Genomic DNA, 15,648 nt, shown 5'->3' with positions numbered 1-15,648 from the left:
AACTCAGGCAGTCGCCTTGGCCGCTTCCTTGAGCAGCTGGGCAACGCGCTCGGACGGCTGGGCGCCCTGGCTCAGCCAGTAGGCGGCACGCTCCTGATCCACGGACAGCTTGGCTTCGGCACCCGAGGCGATCGGATTGAAGAAGCCGATGCGCTCGACGAAACGACCGTCGCGGGCGTTGCGGCTGTTGGTCACGGTCAGGTGGTAGAAGGGGCGCTTCTTGGAGCCGCCACGGGCAAGACGGATGGTTACCATGTGAACATCGTTCCTGTAGTCGGTGCTGCAAAACCAGATTGCACACTGGGCTCATGGCCCGAAAGGCCGCGTATTCTAAAGGTTATGCCGCATTTTGCAAACGGCTTTTCACCAGCCGCCCGACGAGCCCCGCCCCACTCGAGACGCCGCGAACGGCCGAGGCGGCCGGACCGACCGCTAGATCTTCGGCAGCCGACCGCCCGGGAACATGCTGCCCATGCCGCGCATCATCTTGGTGATGCCCCCCTTGGCGGTGAACTTCTTCATCATCTTCTGCATCTGCTTGTGCTGCTTGATCAGTCGGCCGACATCCTGCACCTGGGTGCCGGAGCCAAGGGCAATGCGCCGCTTGCGCGAACCGCTGATGATGTCCGGATCGCGGCGCTCGGCCGGAGTCATGGAGTTGATGATCGCCTCCATCTGCATCAGCTGCTTCTCCGCCACACCCTGGGCACTGCCCATCTGCGCCAGGTTGACGCCACCGATGGACGGCAGCTTGTCCATCAGCCCACCCAGACCGCCCATGTTCTTCATCTGCTGCAGCTGATCGCGGAAGTCCTCCAGATCGAAGCCCTTGCCCTTCTTCAGCTTGCTGGTGAGCTTCTCGGCCTTCTCGCGGTCGAGCTTGTGCTCGGCCTCCTCGATCAGGCTGAGCACGTCACCCATGCCGAGGATGCGCGACGCCATGCGATCCGGGTGGAACGGCTCCAGCGCCTCGCTCTTCTCACCCATGCCGATGAACTTGATCGGTTTGCCCGTGACATGGCGGACCGACAGCGCCGCACCACCACGCGCATCGCCATCCACCTTGGTCAGCACCACCCCCGTCAGCGGCAGGGCATCGCCGAAGGCCTTGGCCGTGTTGGCGGCATCCTGGCCCGTCATCGCATCGACCACGAACAGGGTTTCGACCGGCTTGACGGCGGCGTGCAGGAGCTTGATCTCCTCCATCATCTCGGCATCGACGTGCAGACGGCCGGCGGTATCCAGCAGCACCACGTCGATGAACTTGAGCCGGGCCTCGCGGATCGCCGCCTGGGCGATGTCCACCGGCTTCTGGCTGGCATCGGACGGGAAGAAGGCGACGCCAACCTCGCCGGCCAGGGTCTCCAGTTGCTTGATCGCTGCCGGGCGATAGATGTCGGCGGACACCACCAGGACCGACTTCTTGCGGCGCTCCTTGAGAAAGCGCGCGAGCTTGCCCACGGTGGTGGTCTTGCCCGCCCCCTGCAGACCGGCCATCAGCACCACCGCCGGCGGCGCCGCATTCAGCGCCAGATCCTCGTTGGCCGCCCCCATCAGCTCTTCCAGCTCGGCGCGGACGATCTTCACGAAGGCCTGCCCCGGAGTCAGGCTCTTCGAAACCTCGGTGCCGACGGCCCGCTCCTTGATCCGATTGACGAACTCCTTGACCACCGGCAGCGCGACATCGGCCTCGAGCAGGGCCATGCGCACCTCGCGCAGGGTGTCCTTGATGTTGTCCTCGGTCAGTTTGGCCTTGCCGGTGACATGGCGAAGGGTCTGGGAAAGGCGATCGGTAAGGTTTTCGAACATGCGCGTTCCTTTCAGGCTCGAAGAGCCCTGGGTGGGCTTGCAGCGGGTCGGCAATTATAAACGAAGGCGCCTGGAGCCGACACCGCTGGCGGTCTTTCGTGAGAAGCCCGTTGTGTGCCACACTCGGGACTTTAGGACCTGCCAGACACGGACTCATGCATCCACTGCTGCCCAGCCTCGCCGCTGCCGGTCTATATGCCTCCGCCACGCTGTACCAGGGCGTGCGCCTGGCCAGACGCAGCCTGCCGAACAAGCGCCTGCTGCTCCTGCTGGGCATCCTGGCCCTGATCGCCCACGGCCTCAGCCTGATCCCGCAACTGCTGGGACCGAGCGGCCTGACCCTGCACTTCTTCAATGCCTCCAGCCTGATCGCCGCCGCGGTGATCGCCCTGACCCTGCTCGCCAGTTGCTACATGCCGGTGGAGAACCTGCTGCTGCTGCTGCTGCCGCTGAGTGCGCTCACCGTGCTGCTGGCCCAGTTCATGCCGGTCGGCACCCTGCAGGGAATCGATGAGGAGCCCGGGATTCTCGCCCATATCCTGCTGTCGATCCTCGCCTACGGCATGCTCACCATCGCCATGTTCCAGTCCCTGCTGCTGCTGCTGCAGGACTATCAGCTCAAGCACAAGCACCCCTCGGGCCTGACCCGCAACTTCCCGCCCCTGCAGACCATGGAGAGCCTGCTGTTCAGCTTTCTCTGGGCAGGCTGGGGCCTGCTCTCGCTGTCGCTGGTCTCCGGCTGGCTGTTTCTCGACGACCTGTTCGCCCAGCACCTGGTGCACAAGACCCTGCTCGCCTGCCTGGCCTGGCTGGTCTTCTCCGCCCTGCTGATCGGCCGCCACCGCCTCGGCTGGCGCGGGCACACGGCAATCCGCTGGACTTTGAGCGGCTTCTGCCTGCTCATGCTCGCCTACTTCGGCAGCAAGCTGGTCCGCGAATTCATCCTGCATGTCTAACGCTCCATCCCCAAAGGCCGCCCGACGCAAGGGCAGTCCCTGCCAGCAAGCAAGCCGGCACGGGGCATGCCTCGCCCATTCTTCCGAGCACACCCCGGACCGCCCATGGACGCCCTGCATCCCGGTTACCTGATCGGCCTGCTGATCTTTCTGCTGCTATGCTCGGCCTTCTTCTCCAGCGCCGAAACGGGCTTGCTCAGCCTCAACCGCTATCGCCTGCGCCACCGAGCCAGGGAGGGGCATCGCGGCGCCCAGCGCGTCAATGCATTGCTCGAGCGTCCCGACCGTCTGCTCGGCACCATTCTGATCGGCAACAACTTCGTCAACATCCTCGCGTCCGCCATCGCCACTGTGCTGGCCACACGCCTTTGGGGCGAGGCTGGCATCGCCATTGCCACCCTCGGCCTGACCCTCGCCCTGCTGATCTTCGGCGAGATCACTCCGAAGACCCTGGCAGCCGTACGCCCGGAAATAGTGGCTTACCCCTTCAGCCTGCCACTGGCACAGCTGCAGAGGATCTTCTATCCGCTGGTGATCCTGCTCGGCTGGATCAGCAACGGCCTGCTCCGGCTGGTTGGCATCAGTCCGCAGAGCAAGGGCAGCGAGAGCCTGACCAGCGAGGAGTTGCGCAGCGTGCTCCACGAGTCCGGCGGGGCGCTGCCGCTGAACCGCCAGGGCATGTTGCTCGGCATACTCGATCTGGAGAAGGTCAGCGTCAACGACATCATGATTCTGCGCAACGAGGTCATCGGCATCGATCTGGAGGAGCCGATGGAAGCCATCATCAACCAGCTGCGCAGCACCTCGCACACGCGCCTGCCGGTGTTCCGCGGAGACATCAATCAGATCGAGGGCGTGGTGCACATGCGCCACATAGCGCGCCTGCTCACCGAGAAGCGGCTGAGCAAGGAGAATCTGCGCGCCGCCTGTCAGGAGCCCTACTTCGTTCCGGAAAACACACCGCTGGCTACCCAGCTGATCCATTTCCAGCAACAGAAGCGGCGCATCGCCATAGTGGTCGACGAATACGGCGACGTGCAGGGCATTGTCACCCTTGAAGACATCCTGGAGGAAATCGTTGGCGAGTTCACCAATCGCGACAGCCTGCTCGCCCCGGATATCCGGCCGCAGGAAGACGGCACCCAGATCATCGATGGCGCCGCCCACATACGCGAGGTCAACAAGGTGCTCGGCTGGCAGCTGCCGAGCGACGGCCCGCGCACCCTCAACGGCTTGATCACCGAAGTCTTGCAGAGCCTTCCCGATTGCGGGGTCTGCTTGGCCATCGGCCCCTATCGCCTGGAGATCCTCGAGACCTCGGGGAACCGGGTGAAGAACGTGCGCGCCTGGGAGGCCGATACCTCCTCCTCGACGACGTCGGAAGCTGAGTGAGGAGAGGCTGCCCGGCGAGCAGCCTCCGAACCGTTACAACTGCACCTCGACCGCCTGCGCGGCACGCGTCGCCTTCTGCCGTGCAGCCTCCACCGATGCATCCCGCGCCAAGGCTACGCCCATCCGCCGCAGACCGGCGACCTCCGGTTTGCCGAACAGGCGCAGAGCGGTATCCGGTTCGGCGAGCGCCTGACCCAGATTGGAAAAGCTCACCTCGCGGGACTGCCCCTCGACCAGAATCACCGCCGAAGCGGCCGGACCGAGCTGGCGGATCGTTGGGATCGGCAGGCCGAGAATGGCCCGTGCATGCAGGGCAAACTCGGAGAGATCCTGAGAGATCAGCGTTACCAGACCGGTATCGTGGGGACGCGGCGAGACCTCGCTGAACCAGACCCGGTCGCCCTTGACGAACAGCTCGACACCAAACAGTCCGCGCCCGCCCAATGCCTCGGTGACCGTCCTGGCGATGCGCTCGGATTCGGTCTGCGCCGTGGCGCTCATCGCCTGCGGCTGCCAGGACTCCTGGTAGTCGCCCTTCTCCTGACGGTGGCCGATAGGTGCGCAGAAGGTGGTTCCTCCCGCATGGCGCACGGTGAGCAGAGTGATCTCGTAATCGAAATCGATGAACCCCTCGACGATCACCCTCCCCTTGCCGGCCCGTCCGCCTTCCTGGGCGTAATCCCAGGCCGCCTGCAGCTGTTCCGGCCCCCTCACCAGGCTCTGGCCCTTGCCGGAGGAGCTCATGATCGGCTTGACCACGCAAGGGAAGCCGAGCGCTTCCGCCGCCGCACGGCACTCCTCGAAGCTGTCGGCGAAACGGTAGGGCGAGGTCGGCAAGCCCAGCTCCTCGGCCGCCAGACGGCGGATACCCTCACGATTCATGGTCAGGTGGGCAGCACGCGCGCTGGGAATCACCGTGAAGCCTTCGCTTTCCAGTTCGACCAGGGTCGCCGTGGCGATGGCCTCGATTTCCGGCACGATGTAGTGCGGCTGCTCCTGCTCGATCACGGCGCGCAGGGCGGCGCCATCGAGCATGTTGAGCACATGGCTGCGGTGGGCGACCTGCATGGCCGGCGCATCGGCATAGCGATCCACGGCGATCACTTCCACACCGAAGCGCTGCAGTTCGATCACCACCTCCTTGCCCAGCTCGCCTGAGCCACACAGCAATACACGGGTCGCACTCGGCGACAGCGGAGTTCCAATACGGGACATGGGGGTTTCCTTCAACATGCGCGCGCCTTGCCCGCACCAGTGGGCGAGAACGGACGCAACCTATGAGAGCAGGCCCTTGGCGCGGGCCCGTTCGGCACACAATGCCAATATCTGGCGGCGTTCGGAATTGTCCAATCGTCGCCAGCGCCTGATTTCATCCACCGTACGCTGGCAGGCGAGGCAGACATCGTCTTCATCCAGGGCGCACAACTGTACGCAGGGCGAAGGGACGGGCCGTTCTTCGCTCATCGATCTTCCACCGCAAGCCTTTGCGCACTGCCGGCACGCGGTGACGGCAAGCCTATCGTCATGATCCTCAGCCCAATTCGACGAAGCTCGCCGGCTGTTGCTCGGTCTCGATTCCGGCATCGAACAGCAGGTTCACCAGCTCGACCACCATCATCGCCGTCAGTCCCCAGATCTTGTACGGGCCGTAGCGGTAACAGGGTACGTACTGGCTGCGCCCCTGGTGGTCGATGCGATGGGTGGTTTCCCGAGGGTCCTCGCAGAAGAACGCCAGAGGCACGGAGAAGACCGCAGCGATCTCGCCGTCGTTGGGCCGGTATTCGACATAATCGGGCACCAGCGCCACGTAGGGCGTCACCTGGATGCCGTGACGCGACACCAGCGGACTGAGCGGCCCCACCACCTCGACCAGCCCTGGCGGCAGGCCGACCTCCTCCTCCGCTTCGCGCAGGGCGGTATGCACCAGATCGAGATCTTCGGGGTCACGGCGCCCTCCGGGAAAGGCCACTTCGCCACCATGGGTGGACAGGCCGCTGGCACGCAGGGTCAGCACCAGTTCGGGCTCGTCGCTGCGGGTGATCGGCATCAGCACCGCCGCCTCGGCAAAACGCCCGCCGGTATTCAGGGGGCGAGGCGAATAGTTGCGCACGCGCCGGAGTAGATCTTCCTGCATCGCCATTCTCTATCTTTACTCCATGAGAAACATCATGACACGAACCACACAACCGGCCCAACCCTTGCCCTACCAGCGGCAACCGGCCGACAACGAACCTTCGGGAAGACCCATGAAATTCTGCAGCCAATGTGGCAGCCCGGTGAGCTGGCAGACCCCCAGCGGCGACTACCGCCCGCGTTTCGTCTGCTCGTCTTGCAGCACCGTGCATTACCAGAACCCCAAGATAGTCGCCGGCTGTCTGCCGCTCTGGCGTGGACAGGTGCTGCTGTGCCGGCGCGCCATCGAGCCACGCCGCGGCTTCTGGACGCTGCCCGGCGGGTTCATGGAGAACAACGAAACCATGGAACAGGCGGCAGTCCGGGAAACCCTGGAGGAAGCCTGCGTGCGCGTGGAAGGACTCGAGTTGTATACCCTGTTCGATCTGCCACATATCCATCAGGTGCATGTATTCTTCCGCGCCCGCCTGGTCGACACGAACTTTGCCGCCGGCGAGGAAAGCCTCGAAGTAGGGCTGTTTCATGAAGCCGAGATTCCCTGGCCGGAGCTGGCTTTTCCGACCGTCGGTCATACCCTAGAATATTTTTTCGAAGACAGGGTTCGCCAGCTCTACCCGGTGCGCAACGAGCCCCTCGCGCCCTTGATTGCACTCTCCCGACGAACCCCTTGGAACAACTTTGATCGCTGATATGGAACTTTCGATGCGCTGGTTGCTTGCATCCCTTTGCCTGTTCGTTGCCGGCCTCTCGCAGGCCAGCGTTCCCACGACCGGAGAAGCACAGTCGATCGTCGACAAGGTGCTGGTGGTGAAGTCCGAACGCAAGCTCATGTTGCTCAGTCGGGGCCAACCGCTCAAGTCTTACCGGATTTCCCTGGGCAAGCAGCCCAAGGGGCCCAAGCAGCGCGAAGGCGACCAGCGCACCCCGGAAGGCCTCTACTGGCTCGACTGGCGCAAGACCAGCGACAAATACAACCTGTCCATGCACATCTCCTACCCCAACATCCGCGACCTGGCCAGGGCCCGTGCCGAGGGCGTACCACCCGGCAGCATGATCATGCTCCATGGCACGCCGCTGGATGAAACCTATCCCGAATGGTACTTCCACGGGCTGGACTGGACCGAAGGCTGCATCGCCATGCGCAACGACGACATGCGCGAGGTCTGGAGCCTGGTCAAGGACGGCACCCTGATCGAGATCCGCCCCTGACTCACGCAGAAAAAGCCCCGGCCGTCATCGACGGGGCGGGGCTTTTCCTGTTCTTGCCGGAGCGGAGTCAGAACTGCATGTCGGACAGCCGCCAGACCTCGAAGGCCGGCGTCTCGTAAGGATGGGCCTGCTTCAGCGCCTTGACGGCATCATGGATACGCTCGTCGGCGACCACCATCTCCACTTTCCACTCCGCCACCTGCTCCAGCTTGCCGGCCTGCCCCAGATAGGGCTGGCTGCCCTCCAGCGGGCGATACTGCCCTCGCCCCAGGACCTGCCAGCAGCAACTGTCGTAAGCCCCGATGCGCCCGCCTCCGGCGGCGAACACGGCTTCCTTGACCGTTTCCACGTGACTCTCCGGTACGTAAAAGCACAGCTTGTACATCGGAATTCCCCTAAGGCGGGCAGGTTCGGGCACTACAGCAGCCTGCCCCCTGTTCCCCGGTAATGGAGGAGCGCCCGACGATCCGGCGCCCCAGGAAAACGCATCCCCGCCGTCAGTCCACCCAGACCCGGGCATTGCGGAACATCCGCAGCCAGCCGGCATCCTCCTGCCATGCATCCGGCCGCCAGGAGTTCTGCACGGCACGGAACACCCGCTCCGGGTGCGGCATCATGATGGTCACGCGGCCGTCACGGCTGGACAGCCCGGTGATCCCCCGCGGCGAGCCGTTGGGGTTGGCCGGGTAGCGCTCGGTGACCTTGCCGTGGTTGTCGACGAAGCGCAGTGCCACGCAGCCGGACAGGTCGGCCTCGAGCAAGGCCTCCTCGCTCTCGAACTCGGCATGCCCCTCGCCATGGGCGATGGCGATCGGCAGACGCGAACCGGCCATTCCCTGCAGGAAGATCGAGGCCGACTCCTGCACCTGCACCATGGCCACTCGCGCCTCAAACTGCTCCGAACGGTTGCGCACGAAGTGCGGCCAGAACTCGGTGCCGGGAATCAGCTCGTGAAGGTTGGACATCATCTGGCAGCCGTTGCACACGCCGAGAGCGAAGCTGTCCTTGCGCTCGAAGAAGGCCTGGAAGGCGTCGCGGGCACGGCCGTTGAACAGGATCGACTTGGCCCAACCCTCGCCGGCGCCGAGCACATCGCCATAGGAGAAGCCGCCGCAGGCCGCCAGCCCCTTGAATTCGGCGAGATCGACGCGCCCGGCGAGGATGTCGCTCATGTGCACGTCGATCGCGGCGAAGCCGGCACGGTCGAAGGGCGCCGCCATCTCCACCTGGCCGTTGACGCCCTGCTCGCGGAGGATCGCCACCTGCGGACGCACGCCCCGCTTGATATAGGGCGCAGCGATGTCCTGATCCACATCGAAGGAGAGCTTCACCGACAATCCGGGGTTGTCTTCCTCGAGAATGGCGTCGAACTCCTGATCGGCACAGTCGGCGTTGTCGCGCAGGCGCTGGATGTGGTAGCTGGTCTCGCTCCACTGGCGTTGCAGCACGCGGCGCTCGGCGGCGAACACCGGCTCGCCGTTGAAGCTGACGGCCACCTCGGCACCATTGATCGGCCGGCCGATCACCGCCACGCAGTCGCCCAGACCGGCGGCACTGAACTGCGCCAGCACCTCCGGCGTGGCGTCCTGGCGCACCTGGATCACCGCCCCCAGCTCCTCGCTGAACAGCACGCCGGCCAGCCCGTCGCGACCGTCGGCCAGGCCGTCGAGGTAGAGGTCCAGACCGCAGTGGCCGGCGAAGGCCATCTCCAGTACGGTGGCAAGCAGGCCGCCATCGGAGCGGTCGTGGTAGGCCAGCAGATGGCCGTCGGCATTCAGCCCCTGGATCACCGCGAAGAAGGCCTTGAGGTCCTCGGCGTCGTCGACATCCGGCACCTCGCGACCGAGCTTGCCGTACACCTGAGCGAGGATGGAGCCCCCCAGGCGGTTGCGGCCGCGCCCCAGGTCGATCAGGACCAAGTCGGTCTCGCCCTTGTCAAGGCGCAGCTGCGGAGTCAGGGTGCGGCGCACGTCCTGGACCGGCGCGAAGCCGGAGACGATCAGCGACAGCGGCGCGGTGACGCTCTTGTCCTCGCCCACCTCCTGCCAGCGGGTCTTCATCGACATGGAGTCCTTGCCCACCGGAATGGTGATGCCGAGCGCCGGGCACAGCTCCATGCCGACCGCTTTCACGGTGTCGTACAGGCGGGCGTCCTCGCCCGGATGGCCGGCGGCGGCCATCCAGTTGGCCGACAGCTTGATGTCGGAGATTTTCCCGATGCCTGCCGCCGCCAGGTTGGTGAGGGTCTCGCCGATGGCCATGCGCCCGGAGGCCGGGGCATCCAGCAAGGCCAGCGGGGTGCGCTCGCCCATCGCCATGGCCTCGCCGGTATAGACGTCGAAGCTGGTGGCGGTCACCGCGCAGTCGGCCACCGGCACCTGCCAGGGGCCGACCATCTGGTCGCGGGCCACCAGGCCGGTGATCGAACGGTCGCCGATGGTGATCAGGAAGCTCTTGCTGGCCACTGCCGGATGGCGCAGCACGCGGGACACCGCCTCGCCGATGTCCAGCCCACCGGCGGCGAAATCGTCGCCCTGCCCGGCCTCGCGGCCGACGCTGCGGTGCATGCGCGGCGGCTTGCCGAGCAGCACCTCGAGCGGCATGTCCACGGCATCGTTGGCGAAGTGGCTGTCGCTCACCGTCAGCCGGCGCTCCTCGGTGGCCTCGCCGACCACCGCGAAGGGGCAGCGCTCGCGCTCGCAGATGGCCTTGAAACGCTCGAAGTCGGCCGCGTCGACAGACAGGACGTAGCGCTCCTGGGACTCGTTGCACCAGATTTCCAGCGGGCTCATGCCCGGCTCGGCGTTGGGCACGTTGCGCAGTTCAAAGCGCCCGCCCCGGCCGCCGTCGTTGATCAGCTCGGGAAAGGCATTGGACAGGCCGCCGGCGCCGACGTCGTGGATGAACTTGATCGGGTTGGCCTCGCCCAGCTGCCAGCAGCGGTCGATGACCTCCTGGCAGCGGCGCTCCATTTCCGGGTTGTCGCGCTGCACCGAGGCGAAGTCCAGGTCCGCCGAGCTGGCGCCGGTCGCCATCGAGGAGGCCGCGCCGCCGCCCAGACCGATCAGCATGGCCGGGCCGCCGAGCACGATCAGCTTGGCGCCGACCGAGATCTCGCCCTTCTGCACGTGCTCGGCACGGATGTTGCCCATACCGCCGGCGAGCATGATCGGCTTGTGGTAGCCGCGCACTTCTTCGCCGCGCGGGCTGCCGACCTTCTGCTCGAAGGTGCGGAAGTAGCCGGTCAGCGCCGGACGGCCGAATTCGTTGTTGAACGCCGCGCCGCCCAGTGGACCCTCGATCATGATATCCAGGGCGCTGACGATGCGCTCGGGCTTGCCGTAGGGCTCTTCCCAGGGCTGCTCGAAGCCGGGGATGTTCAGGTTGGAAACGCTGAAGCCGGTCAGGCCGGCCTTGGGCTTGGCGCCGCGGCCGGTGGCGCCCTCGTCGCGGATCTCGCCGCCGGAGCCGGTGGAGGCGCCGGGGAAGGGGGCGATGGCGGTCGGGTGGTTGTGGGTCTCCACCTTCATCAGGATATGCACCGGCTCCTGGCTGGCGCCGTACTGACGGGTTCCGGGGTCGGGGAAATAGCGCCCGGCGGTGAAGCCCTCGATCACTGCGGCGTTGTCCTTGTAGGCGGAGAGCACGCCTTCGCGGTGCAGCTCGTAGGTGTTCTTGATCATGCCGAACAAGGACTTCTCCTGCGCCTGTCCGTCGATCTCCCAGCTGGCGTTGAAGATCTTGTGCCGACAGTGCTCCGAGTTGGCCTGGGCGAACATCATCAGCTCGACGTCGTGGGGATTGCGCCCCAACTCTGTAAAGCTCTTGAGCAGATAATCGATTTCATCCTCGGCCAGGGCCAGACCCAGCTCGACGTTGGCCCGTTCCAGGGCCGCCCGCCCGCCCCCGAGCACGTCGACCACGCTCAGCGGCTTGGGCTGGGCGTGGCTGAACAGGCCGGCCGCCTGCTCCAGGCTGTCCACCACCAGTTGGGTCATGCGGTCGTGCAGCGTCGCGGCAACGACCTGGGCATCGGCCTCGGACAGTTCGCCGGCGACGTAGTAGGCGATGCCGCGCTCGAGGCGCTCGACCCTGGCCAGGCCGCAGTTGCGGGCGATGTCGGTGGCCTTGCTCGACCAGGGCGAGATAGTGCCGAAGCGCGGCAGGACCAGGAACAGCCGGCCGACGGGCTCCTGCACCGGCACGCTGGGCCCGTACTCGAGCAGACGGGCCAGCAGCTTCTCCTCGTCGCCGGAAAGGACTGCGCTCACCTCGGCGAAGTGGGCAAACTCGGCATACAGTCCGCTGACGGCGGGGACCTTCTGGGTCAACTGAGCGAGCAGCTTGCCATGACGGAAGGCGGAAAGGGCGGGAGCGCCGCGCAGGATCAACATCGTCGGAACAGCCTCGAAGGGGGAGCTTGGAAGCCGCTCATTCTACTCCATGGAGCCGTCGGACGCTAAGGACGCCCTGCCGGCCGCACCAGCCGGCAGGTCTGCCCCTGGCAGCACGCCGACGGCCGCGCCACTCGCCTGTCGAATTGCGTATACTACGCCGATGACCGACCGAACCGCGCTCCGCGGGCGCCGCGCCCACCGCCGGCTGTTGCCGACCTTACTTTTCCTGATGCTCATGGGTTGCAGCGAGTCTCCCCGGCCGTCGACCCTTCAACGCGTGCAGGAGGAAGGCGTGCTGCGGGTCGTCACCCGCAACAGCCCGGCCACCTACTTCCAGGACCGCAACGGCGAAACCGGCTTCGAATACGAACTGGTCAAGCGCTTCGCCGATGACCTGGGCGTCAACCTGCAGATCGAGACCGCGGACAACCTCGACGCCATCTTCGTCCAGCTCAACCAGCCCAACGGCCCCGAGCTGGCCACGCCCGGCCTGATCCCCAGCGCGGCCCACAGCCACCTGGCGCTGTTCTCCCGCCCCTACATGGAGGTCACCCCCCAGGTCGTCTACCGCAATGGCCAGCGCCGCCCCACCCGCCCGCAGGATCTGGTCGGCAAGCGCATCCTGGTCCTCAAGGGCAGCAGCCATGCCGACCAGTTGGAAGAGATCAAGCGGCAGCTGCCGGAACTGAAGTACGAGGAAACCGCCGAGCTGGAAATCGCCGACCTGCTGCACATGGTCGACGAAGGCCAGATCGACCTGACCCTGGTCGACTCCAACGAACTGGCGATGAACCAGGTGTACTTTCCCAACGTGCGCGTCGCCTTCGACCTGGGCGACGCTCGCGCGCTGAGCTGGGCGGTGGCCGCCGGCAGCGACCGCAGCCTGCTGGAAAAAGTCGATGCCTTCCTCGCCCAGGCCCAGAAGAAGGGCATCCTGCAGCAGCTGAAGGAGCGCTACTACGGACATGTCGAGGTGCTCGGCTATGTCGGCGCCTACACCTTCGCCCAGCACCTGCAGCAGCGCCTGCCGCGCTACGAACAGCATTTCCGCGAGGCGGCGAAGAAGCAGGAGGTCGACTGGCGCCTGCTGGCCGCCATCGGCTACCAGGAGTCCCACTGGCAGCCCAGCGCCACCTCCAAGACCGGGGTCCGCGGCCTGATGATGCTCACCCAGCGGACTGCGGAAGCCATGGGCGTGGCCAACCGCCTGGACCCCCGGCAGAGCATCCATGGCGGCGCCAAATACTTCGTCCACGTCTACCAGAGCCTGCCGGACAGCATTCAGGAGCCCGACCGCAGCTGGTTCGCCCTGGCCGCCTACAACGTCGGCAGCGGCCACCTGGACGATGCCCGCAAGCTGACCAAGGCCGCGGGCCTGAACCCGAACAAGTGGCTGGATGTGAAGAAAATCCTGCCGCGTCTCGCCGAGAAGAAGTGGTACAGCAAGACCCGCTACGGCTATGCCCGCGGCGGCGAGCCGGTGCATTTCGTGGCCAACATCCGCCGCTACTACGACATCCTCACCTGGGTGACCCAGCCGCAGATGGAAGGCTCGCGCATCGCCGAAAGCGGCCTGCACGTGCCCGGCCTGCCGAAGGGCGAGCCGCCGGCCGCGAAGCCGCAGCTGTAGTCCCCCGCCGGCCTCAGCCGCGCCGTGCCTTGAAGAAGGCCCTGAGGATCGCCCCGCACTCCTCCTCCAGCAACCCGCCCTCGACCAGCACCCGGTGATTGAGAAAATCCTGGGCGAAGAAGCTGCCGCGGCTGACCGCCACGCCGGCACGCGGCTCGCAGGCACCGAATACCACCCGGGCGATGCGCGCATGGACGATCAGCCCGGCGCACATGCTGCAGGGCTCCAGCGTCACGTACAGGGTGCTGCCGGGCAGCCGGTAGTTGTCCAGCGCGGCGGCGGCGGCGCGGATCGCCACCATCTCGGCATGGGCGCTGGGGTCGCGGCGGGAAATCGGGCAATTGAAGCCGCGCCCGACGATCTCGTCGCCCTGCGCCAGCACGGCCCCTACCGGCACCTCGCCCAGTTCGGCTCCTTCGGCAGCCAGGACCAGCGCTTCGCGCATGAAACGCTCGTCGTGGCTGCGGTCGATGATCTGCGGTCTTTTCATTCGCTCGTCGTGCGGGTGGGAAATTCGCCTGGCGCCAGCGGCCGGAGCCGCTCAGGTCACCTTGATCGCCGCCATCAGCCCCGTCTCCATGTGGTCGACGACATGGCAGTGGAACATCCATATCCCCGGATTGTCCGCCACCAGCGCGACCCGTGCGGTTTCGTTGCGCCCCAAAAGATAGGTGTCGGTGAAGTACGGGTCGATCTTCCGGCGGTTGGAGTCCAGCACCTTGAAGGTCATGCCGTGCAGATGGATGGGGTGCTGGTACTGGCTGACGTTGCGCAGCTCGAAGATGTAGCTGCGCCCCTGCCGCAGGGTGACGATGGGCCGCTCGGCGCAGCTCTTGTCGTTGATATCCCAGGCCTGGCCGTTGATCTGCCAGAACTTGAAGGCCCCGCCCTGCTCCATGTTCGTCGACAGGGCGCCGGCCCACTCGAAGTTGAAGCGCAGGCTCTCTGCAGCGGCCAGATCGGGTTCCGGGACGGGATTGGCCGGCAGCGCGGCCGGCCAGTCGCCGGACGCCCCGTCGCCGTCCACGCTCTTCAGGGTGGCCAGGCGCAGCGGGCCGTTGCGCAAGGGCAGCTCCACCCCGGCCGCCGGCACCCTGAGACCCAGCTCGATGCGCATCCCCGGGCCCAACCAGTACTCCTTGCCCAGCGGGCGCGGCGTGACGGGGTTGCCATCCAGCGCGTAGATGCGCGCCTCGGCATCCGGCAGGTTGAGGCGATAGGTCAGGGTATTGTCGAGGTTGAGGATGCGCAGGCGCACGATCTGCCCGGCGGGCAGCTCCAGGGTCGGCGCCGCCTCGCCGTTGACCGTGGTCAGTCGCCCCGGCGTACCGCCGCGGGCCGCCTCGCGCGGCACGCTGAACTCGGCGAAGACGCCCTGCCCGTCCACATGCCAGCTCTTCAGGCTCAAGGTGCGCTCATGCCGGAAACCCGTCGGCTCGCGCTCCTCGACGATCAGCGGGCCGACCAGCCCGCGGCCGAGCTGCTCGCCGCTGGCGGTGTGCGGGTGGTACCAGAAGCTGCCGGCGTCCGGCACCCGGAAGCGGTAGTCGAAATACTCGCCCGGCAGCACCGGCAGTTGCGACACATAGGGCACGCCGTCCATTTCCAGCGGCAGACGGACACCGTGCCAGTGGATGGTGCTCGGCTCGGGCAGGCGGTTGACGAAGCGCACCCGCAGCCAATCGCCCTGCCGCGCCCGCAACTCCAGCCCCGGCGCCTGGCCGCCATAGGCCCAGACCGAGGTCCTGTGCCCCGGCACCAGCTCCATGTCCAGCGGCGCGGCGATGAGCTCGTAGTCGTGGGTTTTCGCCTCCTCCGGCCGCCCCAGCCAGTAGCGCGCGCCGCCGGCCCCCAGACCGAGCACGGAGGCGCCGGCCAGGCCGGCAAGGATCTGTCTGCGGGTAAAGCTCATGAAATCAGTCTCCTGCCCGGCAGGACACAGCCATTGTCGGGCGGTCGATCGTGGGCGCGGTATTCGCGCCATGGATGAAATATTTTCTCATTATCCATCGAGATCGACCAACACTGCATCAACCACTCTCCCGTCGTGCCCGAAAGCCCCAACAACCAGTCGGACGCGCGATGAGCGCGGAAGGATGCACAAGGCACGGCAAGGCCGACA

General features: G+C 66.1%; 14 protein-coding genes. 5 read left to right on the top strand and 9 right to left on the bottom strand.

Features of this window, described 5'->3' with window-relative positions:
* Positions 1–3 precede the first annotated feature (3 nt).
* On the bottom strand, positions 4–255 hold the full coding sequence (gene rpsP, locus GCU53_RS18575; protein WP_152388914.1) for a 30S ribosomal protein S16: 252 nt from the start codon (positions 253–255) through the stop codon (positions 4–6).
* Positions 256–432: 177 nt separating this feature from the next.
* Entirely contained in the window at positions 433–1,809 is a 1,377-nt protein-coding gene (ffh, locus tag GCU53_RS18570; protein WP_152388913.1) for a signal recognition particle protein, read from the bottom strand.
* A gap of 155 nt (positions 1,810–1,964) precedes the next feature.
* On the opposite strand from ffh, the gene GCU53_RS18565 reads away from it, so the two are divergent.
* Together GCU53_RS18565 and GCU53_RS18560 are read left to right on the top strand one after the other, a co-directional pair.
* Positions 1,965–2,765, top strand: coding sequence for a cytochrome C assembly family protein (locus GCU53_RS18565; protein WP_152388912.1), 801 nt, complete (start codon positions 1,965–1,967; stop codon positions 2,763–2,765).
* Between the two features lie 105 nt (positions 2,766–2,870).
* The gene (locus GCU53_RS18560; RefSeq protein WP_152388911.1) at positions 2,871–4,157 is read left to right on the top strand and encodes an HlyC/CorC family transporter; all 1,287 of its coding nucleotides are present in this window, start codon (positions 2,871–2,873) and stop codon (positions 4,155–4,157) included.
* 33 nt (positions 4,158–4,190) lie between these two features.
* On the opposite strand, the gene purT is transcribed toward GCU53_RS18560, so the two are convergent.
* From purT to GCU53_RS18545, 3 genes are all read right to left on the bottom strand, one after another.
* Positions 4,191–5,372, bottom strand: coding sequence for a formate-dependent phosphoribosylglycinamide formyltransferase (gene purT / locus GCU53_RS18555; protein ID WP_152388910.1), 1,182 nt, complete (start codon positions 5,370–5,372; stop codon positions 4,191–4,193).
* A 60-nt stretch (positions 5,373–5,432) separates the two neighbouring features.
* Entirely contained in the window at positions 5,433–5,621 is a 189-nt protein-coding gene (locus tag GCU53_RS18550; protein WP_152388909.1) for a DUF1289 domain-containing protein, read from the bottom strand.
* A 67-nt stretch (positions 5,622–5,688) separates the two neighbouring features.
* A complete protein-coding gene (locus tag GCU53_RS18545) occupies positions 5,689–6,291 on the bottom strand; it encodes a CoA pyrophosphatase (protein WP_152388908.1) in 603 nt (200 codons plus the stop codon).
* Between the two features lie 112 nt (positions 6,292–6,403).
* Between GCU53_RS18545 and GCU53_RS18540 the strand changes: the two genes are divergently transcribed.
* Complete coding sequence (locus GCU53_RS18540; RefSeq protein WP_152388907.1) at positions 6,404–6,979, top strand: NUDIX hydrolase; 576 nt, start codon at positions 6,404–6,406, stop codon at positions 6,977–6,979.
* Between the two features lie 13 nt (positions 6,980–6,992).
* Positions 6,993–7,499, top strand: coding sequence for a L,D-transpeptidase family protein (locus GCU53_RS18535; RefSeq protein ID WP_152388906.1), 507 nt, complete (start codon positions 6,993–6,995; stop codon positions 7,497–7,499).
* 67 nt (positions 7,500–7,566) lie between these two features.
* Here the strand turns inward: GCU53_RS18535 and cutA are convergent, their stop codons facing one another.
* Positions 7,567–7,884, bottom strand: coding sequence for a divalent cation tolerance protein CutA (gene cutA / locus GCU53_RS18530; RefSeq protein WP_152388905.1), 318 nt, complete (start codon positions 7,882–7,884; stop codon positions 7,567–7,569).
* A gap of 112 nt (positions 7,885–7,996) precedes the next feature.
* Positions 7,997–11,893: a phosphoribosylformylglycinamidine synthase gene (gene purL / locus GCU53_RS18525; protein WP_152388904.1), complete on the bottom strand. Its 3,897-nt coding sequence runs from the start codon at positions 11,891–11,893 to the stop codon at positions 7,997–7,999.
* A 163-nt stretch (positions 11,894–12,056) separates the two neighbouring features.
* Here purL and mltF point away from each other — a divergent pair, with 163 nt between their 5' ends.
* The gene (gene mltF / locus GCU53_RS18520) at positions 12,057–13,526 is read left to right on the top strand and encodes a membrane-bound lytic murein transglycosylase MltF (RefSeq protein ID WP_152388903.1); all 1,470 of its coding nucleotides are present in this window, start codon (positions 12,057–12,059) and stop codon (positions 13,524–13,526) included.
* Positions 13,527–13,539: 13 nt separating this feature from the next.
* Here mltF and tadA read toward each other — a convergent pair whose 3' ends face one another.
* Both tadA and GCU53_RS18510 read right to left on the bottom strand, forming a co-directional pair.
* Positions 13,540–14,016 (bottom strand): tRNA adenosine(34) deaminase TadA, encoded by a 477-nt coding sequence (tadA, locus tag GCU53_RS18515; RefSeq protein WP_152388902.1) that lies wholly within the window; start codon positions 14,014–14,016, stop codon positions 13,540–13,542.
* Positions 14,017–14,067: 51 nt separating this feature from the next.
* The gene (locus tag GCU53_RS18510) at positions 14,068–15,438 is read right to left on the bottom strand and encodes a multicopper oxidase family protein (RefSeq protein WP_152388901.1); all 1,371 of its coding nucleotides are present in this window, start codon (positions 15,436–15,438) and stop codon (positions 14,068–14,070) included.
* Positions 15,439–15,648 lie beyond the last annotated feature (210 nt).

The sequence above is a fragment of the Azotobacter salinestris genome, from assembly GCF_009363155.1.
In the GTDB taxonomy this organism is placed as follows: domain Bacteria; phylum Pseudomonadota; class Gammaproteobacteria; order Pseudomonadales; family Pseudomonadaceae; genus Azotobacter; species Azotobacter salinestris.
This window is presented reverse-complemented; position numbering and strand designations above follow the sequence as displayed.

What these genes read in the sequence shown, in the direction of transcription:
- GCU53_RS18540 (WP_152388907.1), top strand. Translation starts at nt 6,404, where the DNA reads ATGAAATTCTGCAGCCAATGTGGCAGCCCGGTGAGCTGGCAGACCCCC.
- ffh (WP_152388913.1), bottom strand. Translation starts at nt 1,809, where the DNA reads ATGTTCGAAAACCTTACCGATCGCCTTTCCCAGACCCTTCGCCATGTC.
- rpsP (WP_152388914.1), bottom strand. Translation starts at nt 255, where the DNA reads ATGGTAACCATCCGTCTTGCCCGTGGCGGCTCCAAGAAGCGCCCCTTC.
- GCU53_RS18510 (WP_152388901.1), bottom strand. Translation starts at nt 15,438, where the DNA reads ATGAGCTTTACCCGCAGACAGATCCTTGCCGGCCTGGCCGGCGCCTCC.
- GCU53_RS18545 (WP_152388908.1), bottom strand. Translation starts at nt 6,291, where the DNA reads ATGCAGGAAGATCTACTCCGGCGCGTGCGCAACTATTCGCCTCGCCCC.
- GCU53_RS18560 (WP_152388911.1), top strand. Translation starts at nt 2,871, where the DNA reads ATGGACGCCCTGCATCCCGGTTACCTGATCGGCCTGCTGATCTTTCTG.
- purT (WP_152388910.1), bottom strand. Translation starts at nt 5,372, where the DNA reads ATGTCCCGTATTGGAACTCCGCTGTCGCCGAGTGCGACCCGTGTATTG.
- GCU53_RS18535 (WP_152388906.1), top strand. Translation starts at nt 6,993, where the DNA reads ATGCGCTGGTTGCTTGCATCCCTTTGCCTGTTCGTTGCCGGCCTCTCG.
- cutA (WP_152388905.1), bottom strand. Translation starts at nt 7,884, where the DNA reads ATGTACAAGCTGTGCTTTTACGTACCGGAGAGTCACGTGGAAACGGTC.
- GCU53_RS18565 (WP_152388912.1), top strand. Translation starts at nt 1,965, where the DNA reads ATGCATCCACTGCTGCCCAGCCTCGCCGCTGCCGGTCTATATGCCTCC.
- mltF (WP_152388903.1), top strand. Translation starts at nt 12,057, where the DNA reads ATGACCGACCGAACCGCGCTCCGCGGGCGCCGCGCCCACCGCCGGCTG.
- GCU53_RS18550 (WP_152388909.1), bottom strand. Translation starts at nt 5,621, where the DNA reads ATGAGCGAAGAACGGCCCGTCCCTTCGCCCTGCGTACAGTTGTGCGCC.
- tadA (WP_152388902.1), bottom strand. Translation starts at nt 14,016, where the DNA reads ATGAAAAGACCGCAGATCATCGACCGCAGCCACGACGAGCGTTTCATG.
- purL (WP_152388904.1), bottom strand. Translation starts at nt 11,893, where the DNA reads ATGTTGATCCTGCGCGGCGCTCCCGCCCTTTCCGCCTTCCGTCATGGC.